Source organism: Meridianimarinicoccus aquatilis (assembly GCF_004358675.1).
Taxonomy (GTDB): Bacteria; Pseudomonadota; Alphaproteobacteria; order Rhodobacterales; family Rhodobacteraceae; genus Meridianimarinicoccus; species Meridianimarinicoccus aquatilis.
Genome location: NZ_SMZO01000020.1, coordinates 36,839 through 50,039 on the forward strand (window position 1 = coordinate 36,839; position 13,201 = coordinate 50,039).

Below are 13,201 nucleotides of genomic sequence, written 5' to 3' on the forward strand. Positions count from 1 at the left end.
GGCATGGAACAGCTCATCCCGATCAACGAGCTTCTTGCCCGCGTCACATCTTATAACCCGCGCACGGATGTCGAAAAGCTGCGCGCGGCTTATGAGTACGCCAAAGACGTCCACAAGGGCCAAAAGCGCCGTTCTGGCGAGGCATATTTCACGCATCCCGTTGCTGTTGCCGCGCTTTTGGCCGAGCAGCGGCTGGATGATGCAACGATCATTACGGCGATCTTGCACGACACTGTGGAAGACACCGCAGCAACCTATGGCGACATCACCGAACTGTTCGGCAAGGAAATTGCCGAGCTTGTGGATGGTGTCACCAAGCTCACCAACTTGCAGCTGACGTCGAGCGAAACAAAGCAGGCCGAGAATTTCCGCAAGCTGTTCATGGCGATGTCCAAGGACGTGCGGGTCATTCTGGTCAAGCTGTTCGACCGCTTGCACAACATGCGCACCATCAAGTCGCTTCCGCCAGAAAAGCAGGCCCGCAAAGCCCGCGAGACGATGGATATCTATGCCCCGCTCGCCGGGCGGATGGGTATGCAATGGATGCGCGACGAGCTTGAAGACCTGTCGTTCCAAGTGCTCAACCCGGAAGCGCGCGTGTCGATCATGCGGCGCTTTGTGAAACTGACTGGCGAAGCCGGGAATGTCATCGACCGGATCAAGATCGATATCGAGACCGAGCTTGCGGCCGAAGGGATCACTGGCATCGTGATTGGAAGGGCCAAAAAGCCGTATTCGATCTGGCGCAAGATGGAGCAAAAGGAAACGTCGTTTTCCCGGCTGTCCGACATTTACGGGTTTAGGGTGATCACAGATACCCAGATGGCCTGTTACCATGTATTGGGGGTCATTCACCGTCGTTGGCGGGCCGTTCCGACACGGTTCAAGGATTACATCAGCCAACCCAAGCAAAACGGCTATCGCAGCTTGCACACCGCCGTTCTGGGGCGGGATGGCAAGCGCGTTGAGGTGCAGATCCGCACCGATGAAATGCACGATGTTGCAGAGGCCGGTGTTGCCGCGCATTGGGCTTATAAAGATGGCGAACGGGCCGAAAACCCCTTCGCAGTTGACCCGGCAGCTTGGATTGCCGGTTTGGCAGAGCATTTCGAGGCGTCGGCGGATGACGACGAATTCTTCGAAGCGGTCAAGCTTGAGATGTATTCGGACAAGGTGTTTTGCTTCACGCCGAAGGGCGATGTGGTGAAACTGCCGCGCGGGGCAACGCCGCTTGATTTCGCCTTTGCCATCCATACCCGGATCGGGTCGGCTTGTGTCGGCGCAAAGATCGACGGGCAGCGTGTCCCGCTTTGGACGCAGGTCCGAAACGGTCAATCGGTAGAGATCATCACGGCTGAAGGGCAAAGCCCGCAGGCAACGTGGATGGACATCGCCGTAACGGGGAAGGCCAAGTCGGCCATTCGCCGCGCGCTCAGGGCCGAGAACCGGTCTAGATTTGTCAAGCTGGGCCGCGAATTGGCGCGCGTTGCGTTTGAGCAGGTCGACAAGCGCGTTTCGGAAAAGGCGCTGATGACTGCGGCAACGCGGATGGGGTTTGGCCGTGATGCAGAAGAACTGCTGTCCCGGCTGGGCTCTGGCGAAGTACCGGCGCGCGATGTGGTGACCACCCTGTACCCGGAACTGGCCGATCACCGGGGCGAACAGATTGACGCAAATCGTGCCGTTGTGGGCCTTGAGGCGGACCAGACATGGGACCGTGGGCAATGTTGCAAACCTGTTCCGGGTGAGCGGATCGTTGGAATTACAATGCCCGGCAAGGGCGTTGTCGTGCATGCGATCGATTGCCCGTCATTGACGCAATTCGAAGATCAGAACGACCGTTGGATCGATCTGCGGTGGCACAGTGGCCCGCATATGCCGGTGCACCCGGTCAGTTTCGAAATCGTGCTAACAAATGATGCGGGCGTACTGGGACGTATCTGCACATTGATTGGCGAGCAGAAGGCCAATATCTCGGACCTCGTGTTTGTCGACCGAAAGCCGGATTACTATCGGGTGCGCATGGATGTGGAATTGAGCGATACAGAGCATCTGCATCGGGTAACCACCGCGCTTGAGGCCGAAAGCAATGTCGCGGCGCTGTCTCGATACAGGGATAAGCTGCAAACTTAAGCGGGTGACCGAGTACAGGAGAGCCGACCTTTGGTCTTTAAACGGCGCGATAAGCAGTCCAATGCACAGCGTCTTAAGGCGCTGGTCTATCCGCGTGGGGGCTGGCGCCGGGCCATAAGCTACATCTGCCTTCGTTTGCGTCGCCTCCCGGATCGTCCGGCGCGCATCGCTCGTGGGATTTCGTGCGGTGTGTTTGTTTGCTTTACACCGTTTTTCGGCTTTCATTTCTTTCTGGCAATTTTCTTTGCCTGGATGGTGCAGGGCAACAAGATTGCAGCGTTCCTTGCGACCCTCGTTGGAAACCCGGTTACGTTTCCCTTGATCGCGGCATCCTCGATCCATACGGGCGAGTTGATCATGCAGGTCGAAACGCCGATTCCGCTTAGTCAAATTCTGAGTGCCTTTGCTTCGGCATTCGGGGAGTTGGCGCGAAATCTGGTCAATATCACCATAAGCGGTACGGCAGAGTGGGACCGACTTCACACCTTTTTCCATGCCGTGTTCATACCCTACGCCGTAGGCTCATTGATACCGGGACTGATTGCTGCCACGGTCGCCTACGTCTTGTCGCACAAGGTTATCTTGGCCTATCAGAAGCGTCGCGAAACCCATGCGCGCAAACGTCTGGCGCGAAAGAAGCCTGACAAGGCTGACAACGGGGGCGCCACGCCCTAGGTAGCTGTTCAGCGTCTAAAAAAGGATCACGCGGCATGTCATCCCAGCCACTCCGCCTTGGTGTAAATATTGATCATGTTGCCACAGTGCGAAACGCGCGCGGCGGGACATATCCTTGCCCTGTGAGGGCGGCCTTGCTGGCCGAAGCTGCCGGGGCTGACGGTATTACGGCGCATCTTCGCGAAGATCGGCGCCACATTACCGATACGGATATCGATGGCTTGGTACAGGCGCTGAGCGTGCCATTGAACTTTGAAATGGCCGCGACGGACGAAATGCAGGCGATTGCCTTGCGCCACCGGCCCCATGCTGTTTGCCTCGTGCCGGAAAAGCGCGAAGAGCGGACCACCGAGGGCGGTCTTGAAGTCGCGCGCGAAGAAAACCGTCTTGCCCATTTCATCGCGCCATTGCGCGAGGCAGGCTGCCGCGTTTCGATCTTTATCGCTGCGGATCAACGGCAGATTGAGGCTGCGCATCGAATAGGCGCACCAGTGATTGAACTGCATACGGGCGCCTATTGTGACCTGCATGCCGAAGGCCGATTGGAAGAACGGGATGCCGAGCTTGCGCGTCTGACTGAGATGGCTGCATTTGCCCATGATCTGGGTTTGGAAGTGCACGCCGGGCACGGGCTGACCTATGACTGTGTTGCCCCTATCGCTGCACTGTCGCAGGTGCGCGAGTTGAATATCGGGCACTTCCTGATTGGCGAGTCCGTTTTTGTCGGACTTGAGGCCGCTATTGCCGAGATGCGCAAACACATGGATGCCGCGCGAACTGCCACAATTTAGGCTTGCCCTAACGAACATTCGCTGGGGGGTAGCAGTCGCCGCTATGCCCGCGGGTGCGCTGCCTTGTACACCGATAGCAGCCGCGCCGCATCAATTGAGGTATATGCTTCTGTCGTGGACAGACTGGCATGGCCCAACAGTTCCTGAATCGTGCGAAGATCGCCGCCCCTGTTCAACAAATGCGTCGCGAATGAGTGACGCAGGGCATGCGGCGTGGTTGTGGCAGGCAAGCCAAGCTGCATCCGGGCGGCGCGCATGGACCGTTGGACCAATGCGGGCGACAGCGGGCCACCACGTGCGCCGCGAAACAATGGCTGGTCCGGCGGCAGGTCATGGGGGCAGGATTTGCGATAAACCTCGACGGCATGTACCGCGACCGGCAGCACGGGCACCACACGCTGCTTCTTGCCCTTGCCGGTGATCCGCAGCATGTCGGGCAGGGGGGCGTCGCGCCCTTTCAGGGACAGGGCTTCTGAAATGCGAAGCCCGCAGCCGTACAATAGCGTGACAACTGCGCTGTCGCGGGCTGCGATCCACGGTTCCATCGATTGCAGATCAACCTGAGCGATGACTGCCCTTGCGGCATCTTCATCAAGCGGGCGCGGCAGTTTACGCTGAAACCTTGGCGCGCGTGTTGACAGCACGGGGGTTGCATCAAAATCATCATGGTCTGCCCACCAGCGATAGAAACTTTTTACAGCTGACAAGCCGCGGGCCAATGATCGGGCCGACCGGCCCCGCCCGCGTTCTGATGCCATCCACGCGCGCATGTCGGTGATTGTCAGCGTACGCAGGGCGGCTGGTGCTGCTGCGCCGCCCTTATAGTCGCCCATGAATGCCAGAAAACCCGTCACATCTGCGCGGTAGGCGGTCACGGTTGCCGGCGACGCATCATCAAGAGACGACAGCGCAGTTAACCAGGTGCCCAGCCGGTCTGCCATGGCCGGGGCGATCAGGCTCATCCCAGCCAACCAAGCACAAGCCGTTCGCAAACGCGGGCAAAAAGCTCTAGCAGGTCGGTGGCCTGACCCGGCGCGAAATGGGCCGGATCATCTGCGCCCAAGATCAGCAAGCCCGGTGCACGCCCTTCGCCGAGGTTTAATTGCACGACTGCTTCGGATCGGATGTCCGCCGCCGCAGTGCCATAGACCAGCGGTGCCCCGGTGGCGACCTGACGCAAGATGACCGGATAGCGCCTCTCAGTCTTGCCGCCGAGCGTCTGGACCTGAGCGACGCCGCCGATCGGCAGCACACTGAGCGTGCCGGAGATCGGGTTCAGGTCGCTGTCGGGGCTGTCGGTTTCGGCTTCCATCACCAATCGCACGGCGCGGATGCGCAAACAGTCGGCTACATTGCTATCAAGATTTTCGAGGAAGGAATCAAAATCTGTCGGTGCGATCATTGTCAGGATCGCGCGATGCACCTGACTGGTGGTCGACACATTGTAATAGGCGGCGGAAATGACACTTTGATGCTGGTTCTCAAGCTGATCAAGCCGATCTTCGAGCCGTTTCATAGCGAGCCCGCGCATATCCCGCACGTTAGCCCCGCGTGAGGCCTCTTCGGCACCAACCAAGGCACGCAAGATGTCCGGGTCGTCCAGGATAATGCCGGGGTCAGAAAGGAGTTGCTCGCGCAGCGCCGCAGGGGCGCTGCCGATATCAGTTTGGGTCATGCTGCTGCCTCTAACGATTTTGTTTTGAGGTAGCTTAGCACATCACAGAATCGTCTGTCCCGTCTTTTCCCAATCTGCTGCAAAGGTCGCGAGGCCCTTGTCGGTCAGCGGGTGGTTGGCCAACCCCTTGATCACAGCAGGCGGTGCCGTGATGACATCCGCTCCGATGCGCGCGCATTCCGCGATGTGGTTGGCCGTGCGGATTGATGCCGCCAGGATTTGGGTGTCGAAGCCATAGTTGTCGTAAACTTCGCGGATGTCGGCGATCAGTTCCATGCCGTCGATGTTGACGTCGTCCAACCGCCCGACGAATGGGGAAATGAAAGTTGCGCCTGCTTTGGCCGCGATCAACGCTTGGTTAACCGAGAAGCACAAGGTCACGTTAACCATGCGGCCTTCGCCGGACAGTACCTTGCAGGCTTTCAGGCCATCCCAGGTCAAGGGCACTTTCACGGTGATGTTCTCGGCGATGGTGGCAAGTTTGCGACCTTCTGCGATCATGCCTTCGGCGTCAGCGGCGACGACTTCGGCGCTGACCGGGCCAGAGACGAGGTCGCAAATTTCCTTTGTGACTTCGAGAATGTTGCGACCGGACTTCGCAATCAGCGACGGGTTTGTTGTGACCCCGTCAACCATGCCCAGATCGTTCAATTCAGCGATTGCGTCGATCTCAGCGGTATCCACGAAAAATTTCATAGCTGTCTCCTTGGATGGGAGTGAAGGTTGCGCTGTCGATACCGCAGCAGTAGCGCAAGGGGAAGGGTCGCATGGGGCCTTTCCGGCGCGCGCAGGCTTGGGTAAGCCGTGGGGCATGGAAGATCTGCATTTCGCGCCCGGCGACGCGGTGGCTGTTCTGACGGCTCAGCCGCTTGACGGGTGTCTGGACTACATTGCGCCCGAGGGCGGCTGCGCCACCGGCGATTATGTCGAGGTACCGCTTGGTCCCCGGCGTGTGCTTGGCATCGTCTGGGGGCAGGGCATTAGCGGGTTGCCGCGTGAAAAGCTGCGCCCGGTGGGGCGTGTGCTGGATGCGGTGCCGATGGCTGCAGTGTTGCGCAGGTTTCTGGACCGCGCGGCGGAGTATACCATGACACCCCTGCCGATGATGCTTCGGCTGGCGACGCGAGTGCCGGGGCTTGGCAGCGAACAGGCCCTGCGGCGTGTGTATCGGCGCGGTGTGCGAGAGCCGGACCGGATGACTGATGCCCGCGCACGGGTACTTGATGCGCTGGACGCATGGGATGGCGCCCCGGTCACGCAAGCAGAACTGGCGGCGGGCGCCGGCGTCAGCGGATCAGTGATCAAGGGCTTGGTTGCACAAGGTGTGCTGGAGGCGGTCGATGTGCCCCGCGATCTGCCCTTTGCCCGGCTGGACCCCGCCCGACTCGGCCACCCGTTGTCTGCTGATCAGAGTGTTGCGGCATCGGGCCTGCGCGCCTCGGTTGCGTCGGGACAGTACGGCACGACCTTGCTGCAGGGCGTGACCGGATCGGGTAAGACAGAGGTTTATCTTGAGGCCGTCGCGGAATGCCTTGCGCGGGGTCGGCAAGCGTTGGTTCTGTTGCCGGAGATCGCGCTGACATCCGAATTCTTGACGCGGGTAGAAGCGCGTTTCGGCGCGCGCCCTGCTGAATGGCATTCAGGTGTGACCATGACCGAGCGGCGGCGCACCTTTGCTATGGTTGGGCAAGGGCAGGCGCAGATGGTCGTCGGCGCACGATCGGCTTTGTTTTTGCCGTTCCGAAATTTGGGGCTGATCATCGTCGACGAAGAGCACGACAGTTCGTACAAGCAGGAAGAGGGCGTGTTCTATAGCGCTCGCGATATGGCCGTTTTGCGCGCTTCGCTGGAAGGGTGCCGCGTAGTTCTGGCCTCTGCGACACCTAGCCTTGAGACATGGGTCAATGCGCAGTCCGGCAAGTATGATCGCTGTGTTTTGTCATCGCGCCATGGCACGGCGTCTTTGCCGGATATGGCCGCGATTGACATGCGGGCCGAGGAGTTGCCGGGCTCAACATGGATTTCGCCCACGCTGCGCAAGGCCGTAGAGGCCCGACTGGAAGCGGGTGAACAAGCGCTGCTGTTTCTCAACCGGCGCGGCTATGCTCCTGTCACGCTGTGCCGGGCCTGCGGGGGGCAGATTGGCTGCGATGATTGCGATGCGCGAATGGTCGAACATCGTTTCCTGAAGCGGTTGGTGTGCCATCAGTGCGGCGCGTCCCGCCCGATGCCGGAAGCCTGCCCTACATGCGGTGTAGAAGGTCGGCTTGCAGCCGTTGGTCCAGGTGTCGAGCGTATGGCCGAAGAAGCTGCGGCCGCTTTTCCGGATGCGCGGATTGCCGTGCTGTCGTCAGATTTGTTCGGAACCGCGCGAGAGTTGAAAGCTCAGATAGCGGCCATCGCCGAAGGCGCTGCGGATGTCATTATCGGCACGCAATTGGTGGCAAAGGGGCACAACTTCCCCTTGTTGACACTGGTCGGTGTCATAGATGCGGATCTCGGGCTGCAAGGGTCAGATTTGCGCGCGGCAGAGCGGACTTTTCAGTTGATGCGGCAAGTTGCCGGGCGGGCAGGACGCGCAGAGCGCCCCGGTCAGGCTCTGCTTCAAACGTTTCAGCCCGAGCACCCCGTCATCCGCGCGATCCTGACTGGCGCGGAGGAGCCTTTCTGGACCGCAGAGGCAGCAGAACGCGAGGCGCTGGGCATGCCACCATTCGGGAGGATGGCCGGGATCATCTTGTCTGGGCCGGAAGTGCAAGCGGTGTTTGAACTGGGCAACCAGCTTGCACGCAATGCACAGCCCTTGCGAGAGATCGGTGCAGAGGTTTGGGGCCCTGCGCCCGCCCCGATTGCCCGAATACGGGGGCGTCACCGGGTAAGGCTGCTTGTTCGAGCCCCGCGCACCGCTCCGCTGCAGGCCGCCTTGTCGCGTTGGATCGCACCAATTCGCCTGCGTGGCGGGCTGCGGCTGTCTGTGGATGTCGATCCGCAAAGCTTCCTGTAATGTTTGCAACGGCGTCCGCCGGGAGCCGCTGACCAAGTAACTTCATTCCAGCCTGTGCGGAATTGCGTGTAACCTCACGGGGCGTGCAATTCTGCGCAGGAATGAAGGCCAAAGAAACCGTCAGGATCATTGCCGTGATAGCGTGATTTTTCTCGCACAAGGTGGTGTGGGGGAGTATGGGGTCGGCATGAAGCTAAGTACCCATACCTTGTCCGGGGCGGCCACGCTTCCGCGTTGGCGGCGGCCCGTTTCATTGCTCGTCTTGATGGCCGCAGCCATGCCGATTGCCTTTGCGACGTGGTCTGCGCTGCTCAATAATTTTGTGATCGAAGCTGCGGGCTTCGACGGGTCTGATATCGGCTGGCTACACACGGTGCGCGAGATTCCGGGATTTTTGGCTGTCGGAGTGATTGCCCTGCTGCTGTTTATACGCGAGCAGGTCTTGGGTCTCGTGTCGCTGATCCTGTTGGGCGTCGCGACGGCGCTGACCGCACAGTTCCCAAGTTTGGGCGGAATTCTGACATTGACGATGCTCAGTTCCATCGGGTTCCACTATTTCGAGACGGTCAATCAATCCCTGCAATTGCAATGGATCGACAAGGACAATGCACCGCGCGTGCTTGGTTGGTTGGTGTCGGCCGGGTCAGCGGCGTCACTGGTTGCCTATGGGCTGCTGGCGTTGACTTGGCTGGCGTTGGATTTGGAATTCAATACCGTCTATATGATTGCCGGCGGTACGACTGCGGCGCTGGCCATCTTTGCCCTATTTGCGTTTCCGCAATTTGAAACGCCCCATCCGCAGGTGCGCCGTATGGTGCTGCGCCGCCGGTACTGGCTGTACTACGCATTGCAGTTCATGTCGGGCGCGCGTCGGCAGATATTCGTGGTCTTCGCGGCATTCATGATGGTTGAGAAGTTCGGCTTTGAGGTTCACCAAGTCACGATGCTTCTGCTGGTCAACTATGTGGTGAGTATGGTGATCGCCCCACTGATGGGCCGCGCCGTCGGGCGATTCGGGGAACGCGCTGCGCTAAGCTTTGAATATATCGGGTTGATGGGTGTTTTTCTGGCCTATGGCGGTTTGTACCAATTTGGATGGGGAGTCGGGCTGGCAATCGGGCTTTATATCGCGGATCATACGTTCTTTGCGCTCGCCTTTGCGCTGCGTACATATTTCCAGAAGATTGCTGACCCGGCAGATATTGCCCCAACGGCTGCGGTTGCCTTTACGATCAATCACATCGCCGCCGTTTTCCTTCCGGCGCTTTTGGGCTATTTATGGTTAACGTCACCCGCATCGGTGTTTGGCCTCGCGGCCGCTATGGCGGCTGTATCCCTCGGATTGGCCCTGATCATCCCGCGAAATCCATCGCCCGGCGCGGAAACAGTGTTTTCGGCAAGAGTCGTATCGCGACCCGTCTAGTTAACGGACTTGCGCGTCACCATATCTTTCGGACAGTATTCGTCTGCGATTGGGGGGAAGAAACATGTTCTTTTTTCAGACAAAGAAGGCCGTAATGGTCAAGCCTGAGCAAGCGCTTCCGGGGCGCAATGCAGCGAATGAAATGCCCGGGACACATTTTCTGTCAGATCGTCCGTTGGATGCTGAAACCCCGGCTGGCATGTGCGAAGCGATGTTCGGCATGGGGTGTTTCTGGGGCGTTGAAAGAATGTTTTGGGACATTCCCGGCGTGTGGCTGACAATGGTGGGCTATGCGGGTGGGTATACGCCGAACCCAACCTATCAAGAAGTGTGCACAGGCCGCACGGGTCACAATGAAGTGGTGCGCCTGATCTTTGATCCCAAAAAAGTCAGTTATGACGATCTGCTCAAGGTGTTTTGGGAAGGGCACGATCCCACGCAAGGCATGCGGCAAGGCAACGATGTGGGGACTCAATACCGGTCGGGCATCTATACCTATGATGACGCACAGGCCGACGCAGCCCGCGCCAGTTTGGCAATGATCACGCCGCGTTTCGAAGCGGCAGGGTTTGGTGCGCCGACGACAGAAGTGCTTCCAGCACCAAGTTTCTACTTCGCCGAAGAGTATCACCAGCAGTATCTTGCCAAAAATCCCGCAGGATATTGCGGTCTGGGCGGCACCGGTGTGACCTGTCCGATCGGCGTGCTTGCAGAGCCTGACGTGTAAGCGGTCAGCAGCGCGGCTTGATCTTGGCCCGCTGCCATGACATCTGCCGCGATTGAACGAGACCGGCAACGAGGTAGACGAGACGTGACCACCTGGACCGCCCTGACGACACTGGACACCGGCGATGACGCCCGTGCTCTTGCCGACGCCCTAGAAGCTTTTGAGCCTGAGCCCACAGGGGTCGGGGCTTTTGAAATGGAAGACGGCTCCGGCCTTTGGGAGGTCGGCGCATATTTTGAAGAAGCGCCAGACGAGATTGGCCTCGCACTTCTTGCCGCTGTGCACTCTGCACGGCCTTTTACGGTGTCCGAATTGCCCGAGACGGATTGGGTTGCCAAGGTGCGGCGCGAACTTGCACCGGTCGAAGCGGGGCGGTTCTTTGTCTATGGCAGTCACGATGCCGACAAGTTGCCCAAAGGCCGCATTGGTCTGTTGATCGAGGCGTCCATGGCATTTGGAACCGGCCATCATGGGACGACTTTGGGGTGCCTTCGGGCGCTTGACCGTCTGGCCGATGATGGTTTTTCGCCCAAGCAGGTGGCCGATATCGGATGCGGTACGGCTGTTCTCGCGATGGCGGCGGCGCGCTTGTACGACATTGATGTGGTTGCCGGAGACATTGATCCGGTCGCTATCGAAGTGGCAGAGGCGAACCTTGCCGCCGGCGGTGTCGCGGACCGTGTGCATTGCTTTGTAGGCGCTGGGTTCGACCATCCGATGTGCCGGGCGCAAATGCCCTATGATCTGGTGTTCGCAAACATCCTGAAAGGGCCGTTGATCGACCTTGCGCCGGATATGGCTGCGGCGACCGCCCAAGGCGGGATCGCGATTCTGTCTGGGATTTTGAATGAACAGGCGGCGGATGTGCGCGCGGCCTATGCCGAAGCCGGTTACACCAACGGAACGGCGGAAGTGATCGGCGATTGGACAACGCTGACCTTGGTCCGGGACTGACCGGGGCAGCTAGGTTTGGCGGTCAGGTGCAATGAAAGGGGCCGCGAGATGTCTTGCATCCAGCGGCCCTGAAGGAATGCGCGCGCATTCGGTGCGCAGCACTCACAAGCCTGCGCCGCGGCGGGCAATCCGATCAATATCGCCGGCAGTGATGCCGATATCGTCCAATTCGCGCGCGGTCAGGTTAGCAAGGGCGCGGCGGGTCATTTCGGCGGTGTAGTAAGCGCGAAGTGTTTTCAAGGCGGTGCTGAAGAACGACGGCGCGGCTGGCGCCATGCCTGTCGAGATTGCGTTAGCTTGGGTCGTCATGGTGTGGTCCTTTGATTTGAACGTGGGCGAACCGCTGAATCATTGTGCGGTTTGGAAACTTGCAGCTATGCCTGCCGCGCGCGTCGCGCAATGGCGCAAATTGCAAGGCGCCCCTGCGTTTTTCGCATGGCTTCGTTTGTGGTTAATTGTATGACAATATTGTGAAAAATAGTTTCAGGGCGTGCCTGTGCGCAAAGCCTGGATGGCGGAGCATGAGGGGCGCAATGCGCGGCCCCTGCGAGGCCAGTGGTCGCTTCAAGGCTTTGGTCTTTGCGAATGTTCTTGTTTCGTGCTAATCCGTTGAAAAACTATAAAGAGCAGGATCAACGATGCGGATATTGGGGATTGACCCAGGGCTTCGGCGACTGGGTTGGGGGATCGTGGATGTGGATGGCTCGCGATTTCGTCACCTTGCCCATGGCACCTGCTTGTCTGGAACCGGTGATCTGGCCACACGGTTGCTGGCGCTTCATACCGAATTGACCGCTGTGGTGGCACGGTACACACCCACCCACGCTGCCGTCGAACAAACCTTTGTAAATCGCGATCCGGTGGGAACGCTCAAACTGGGACAGGCGCGCGCAGTTGCGCTTTTGGTGCCCGCGCAAGCCGGGCTGACGGTTGGGGAATACGCGCCCAACGCGGTCAAGAAAGCCGTCGTGGGCGTGGGGCATGCCGATAAGGCCCAAATAAAGCATATGATCGGGCTGCAATTCCCCGGAGTGACGGTAGATGGGCCTGATGCGGCGGACGCATTGGCAATCGCCATGTGTCACGCGTGGCATTTGCAATCATCGGGGCGCCTTCAGGCCGCATTGCGAAAGGCAGCGTCATGATCGGGCGGTTGTCGGGGCAGCTCGCGTATCGCGGGGCAGACCATGTGATGATCGACGTGAACGGCGTAGGGTACTTGGTCTATTGCTCTGACCGGACCATGGCGACCCTGCCTGCCAAGGGCGGGTTCGTGTCGCTGTATACGGATTTACTGGTGCGCGAAGACAATCTGCAATTGTTCGGCTTTCAGACGTTGGCAGAAAAGGAATGGTATCGCCTTTTGACCACGGTGCAGGGCGTCGGCGCCAAGGCTGCCGTGGCGATCCTTGGGACGTTGGGGCCAGACGGGGTGAGCAGGGCGATCGCGCTTGGCGATGCAAATGCGGTCAAGGCGGCCCCCGGTGTCGGCCCGAAGATTGCACAGCGGGTTGTGAATGAACTGCGAGACAAAGCGCCGTCGGTCATGGCGATGTCGGGCGTGGGAGCGCAACCCGCTGCACCGACGGGTGATCCGGTTGGAGGGGTGATTGAGCCGCCTGTGGCCGTTTCACCGGCACCATCCGCCGGAACCACTGATGCGTTTGCCCAGTCTGATGCACTGTCGGCATTGACCAATCTGGGATACAGCCCGTCTGATGCCGCCTCTGCCGTTGCGCAAGCGGCGGGCGAGGCGCCTGATGCAAGCACAGAAACGCTGATCCGCGCCGCGCTTAGACTGCTCGCGCCAAAGGACTGA

General features: G+C 59.6%; 13 protein-coding genes. 9 read left to right on the forward strand and 4 right to left on the reverse strand.

Features of this window, described 5'->3' with window-relative positions:
• Positions 1-3 precede the first annotated feature (3 nt).
• From E2L05_RS10430 to E2L05_RS10440, 3 genes are read left to right on the forward strand one after another with little or no spacing between them, the layout of a single operon-like run.
• A complete protein-coding gene (locus E2L05_RS10430) occupies positions 4-2,133 on the forward strand; it encodes a RelA/SpoT family protein (RefSeq protein WP_133342850.1) in 2,130 nt (709 codons plus the stop codon).
• Positions 2,134-2,163: 30 nt separating this feature from the next.
• Positions 2,164-2,808, forward strand: a complete 645-nt coding sequence (locus E2L05_RS10435) for a DUF2062 domain-containing protein (protein WP_133342851.1) — start codon at positions 2,164-2,166, stop codon at positions 2,806-2,808.
• Positions 2,809-2,843: 35 nt separating this feature from the next.
• Positions 2,844-3,599, forward strand: a complete 756-nt coding sequence (locus E2L05_RS10440; protein WP_133342852.1) for a pyridoxine 5'-phosphate synthase — start codon at positions 2,844-2,846, stop codon at positions 3,597-3,599.
• A 41-nt stretch (positions 3,600-3,640) separates the two neighbouring features.
• Here the strand turns inward: E2L05_RS10440 and E2L05_RS10445 are convergent, their stop codons facing one another.
• From E2L05_RS10445 to fsa, 3 genes are read right to left on the reverse strand one after another with little or no spacing between them, the layout of a single operon-like run.
• Positions 3,641-4,561, reverse strand: a complete 921-nt coding sequence (locus E2L05_RS10445; RefSeq protein WP_133342853.1) for a tyrosine recombinase XerC — start codon at positions 4,559-4,561, stop codon at positions 3,641-3,643.
• Positions 4,558-5,274, reverse strand: a complete 717-nt coding sequence (locus tag E2L05_RS10450; RefSeq protein WP_133342854.1) for a DUF484 family protein — start codon at positions 5,272-5,274, stop codon at positions 4,558-4,560. The genes E2L05_RS10445 and E2L05_RS10450 overlap by 4 nt, the downstream gene beginning before the upstream one ends.
• Positions 5,275-5,316: 42 nt before the next feature.
• Positions 5,317-5,970: a fructose-6-phosphate aldolase gene (fsa, locus tag E2L05_RS10455; protein WP_133342855.1), complete on the reverse strand. Its 654-nt coding sequence runs from the start codon at positions 5,968-5,970 to the stop codon at positions 5,317-5,319.
• 115 nt (positions 5,971-6,085) lie between these two features.
• Here fsa and E2L05_RS10460 point away from each other — a divergent pair, with 115 nt between their 5' ends.
• From E2L05_RS10460 to E2L05_RS10475, 4 genes are all read left to right on the forward strand, one after another.
• Positions 6,086-8,278, forward strand: a complete 2,193-nt coding sequence (locus E2L05_RS10460) for a primosomal protein N' (RefSeq protein ID WP_133342856.1) — start codon at positions 6,086-6,088, stop codon at positions 8,276-8,278.
• Positions 8,279-8,465: 187 nt separating this feature from the next.
• Positions 8,466-9,701, forward strand: a complete 1,236-nt coding sequence (locus tag E2L05_RS10465; protein ID WP_133342857.1) for an MFS transporter — start codon at positions 8,466-8,468, stop codon at positions 9,699-9,701.
• Between the two features lie 64 nt (positions 9,702-9,765).
• Positions 9,766-10,428 (forward strand): peptide-methionine (S)-S-oxide reductase MsrA, encoded by a 663-nt coding sequence (gene msrA, locus E2L05_RS10470; RefSeq protein ID WP_133342858.1) that lies wholly within the window; start codon positions 9,766-9,768, stop codon positions 10,426-10,428.
• Positions 10,429-10,512: 84 nt separating this feature from the next.
• Positions 10,513-11,382, forward strand: a complete 870-nt coding sequence (locus E2L05_RS10475; RefSeq protein WP_133342859.1) for a 50S ribosomal protein L11 methyltransferase — start codon at positions 10,513-10,515, stop codon at positions 11,380-11,382.
• A 102-nt stretch (positions 11,383-11,484) separates the two neighbouring features.
• On the opposite strand, the gene E2L05_RS10480 is transcribed toward E2L05_RS10475, so the two are convergent.
• Positions 11,485-11,691, reverse strand: a complete 207-nt coding sequence (locus E2L05_RS10480; protein WP_208016247.1) for a DUF1127 domain-containing protein — start codon at positions 11,689-11,691, stop codon at positions 11,485-11,487.
• 329 nt (positions 11,692-12,020) lie between these two features.
• Here E2L05_RS10480 and ruvC point away from each other — a divergent pair, with 329 nt between their 5' ends.
• Complete coding sequence (ruvC, locus tag E2L05_RS10485; RefSeq protein ID WP_133342860.1) at positions 12,021-12,527, forward strand: crossover junction endodeoxyribonuclease RuvC; 507 nt, start codon at positions 12,021-12,023, stop codon at positions 12,525-12,527.
• The gene (gene ruvA, locus E2L05_RS10490; RefSeq protein WP_133342861.1) at positions 12,524-13,201 is read left to right on the forward strand and encodes a Holliday junction branch migration protein RuvA; all 678 of its coding nucleotides are present in this window, start codon (positions 12,524-12,526) and stop codon (positions 13,199-13,201) included. Before ruvC ends, ruvA begins: the two co-directional genes overlap by 4 nt.